The sequence below is a fragment of the Streptomyces sp. NRRL B-24085 genome (assembly GCF_001282115.1).
In the GTDB taxonomy this organism is placed as follows: Bacteria; Actinomycetota; Actinomycetes; order Streptomycetales; family Streptomycetaceae; genus Streptomyces.
In genome coordinates, this window is record NZ_LJBR01000372.1 from 1 (window position 1) to 1124 (window position 1124).

Consider the following 1124-nt stretch of genomic DNA (forward strand, 5'->3'; position numbering starts at 1 on the left):
AAGTACGACCCGCCAGGTCGGGAGAGGGTTGTACGGGCTGCCGACTTTTTTTCGCGGAGCTCGGCGAGCGCTCCGCCCTCAGAAGAACACCCCGCACCTGAGCAGCACGTTCGCGTACGGCCGGGCCTCACCGGTGCGCACGATCAGCCGCGCGCCCGCCGACAGCTCCTTGAGCTCCTCGTGGGAGACCAGGACCAGCTCGGGGAAGCGGGCGTCCAGCAGCTCCGCGGCCGCCGGGTTGGCGCCCCGCACCTCCCGCGCCGCCGTGCCCCCCTCCACCACCAGCTCGGCGAGCAGCCCGTCGAGGACCTCCGCGAAGGACGGCACCCCGGCCCGGAAGGCCAGGTCGACCACGCGGGGCCCGTCCGGGATCGGCATGCCGGCGTCGCACACCAGCACCCCGTCCCCGTGCCCCAGCTCGGCGAGCGCCCCGGAGAGGTGGCGGTTCAGTATTCCGGCCCTCTTCACAGCGCGCCGACCTCCTCGGCGGTGGGGAAGGAGTCCTGCGCGCCCTTGCGGGTCACCGCGACCGCCCCGACCCGGGACGCGTACGAGGCCGCCTCCACCAGGGGGGCACCGACCCCCAGCCGGAACGCCAGCGCCGCCGTGAAGGCGTCCCCGGCGCCCGTCGTGTCCACGGCGTCCACCTTCACCGGTGCCACCCGGCTCACCCCCGCCGAGGACGCCACCAGCGATCCCTCGGCGCCCAGCGTCACCACCACCGACCGCGGCCCCTTCGCGAGCAGCAGCCGCGCCCAGTCCTCCGGCACGTCGCTCACACAGGCGTCCCCGAGGATCACCTTCGCCTCGTGCTCGTTGACGATCAGCGGATCGCAGGCCGCGAGCACCTGGGTGGGCAATGGCCGCGGCGGCGACGGGTTCAGCACGAACCGGCTGTCCGGCGACAGGTTCCGCACCACCTCCACGACCGTCTCCAGCGGGATCTCCAACTGGGCGGAAACCACCCGGGAGGCGTGGAAGAGGCTGACCGCGGCCCGTACGTCCCCCGGGGTCAGACGCCCGTTGGCGCCCGGCGAGACCACGATGCTGTTGTCGCCCGACGGGTCGACGGTGATCAGCGCGACCCCCGTCGGCGACACCGCCCACCAGCACCCCCACCGTGT

General features: G+C 73.7%; 1 protein-coding gene and 1 pseudogene. Both read right to left on the bottom strand.

Annotation, left to right across the window (positions count from 1 at the left end; genetic code table 11):
* Nucleotides 1–78: 78 nt before the first annotated feature.
* A complete protein-coding gene (gene rbsD, locus AOJ26_RS33340; protein WP_053852105.1) occupies nt 79–468 on the bottom strand; it encodes a D-ribose pyranase in 390 nt (129 codons plus the stop codon).
* Nucleotides 465–1124 (bottom strand): annotated as a pseudogene (locus tag AOJ26_RS33345) (ribokinase); the annotation flags it as partial. The pseudogene AOJ26_RS33345 and the gene rbsD, both read right to left, overlap by 4 nt.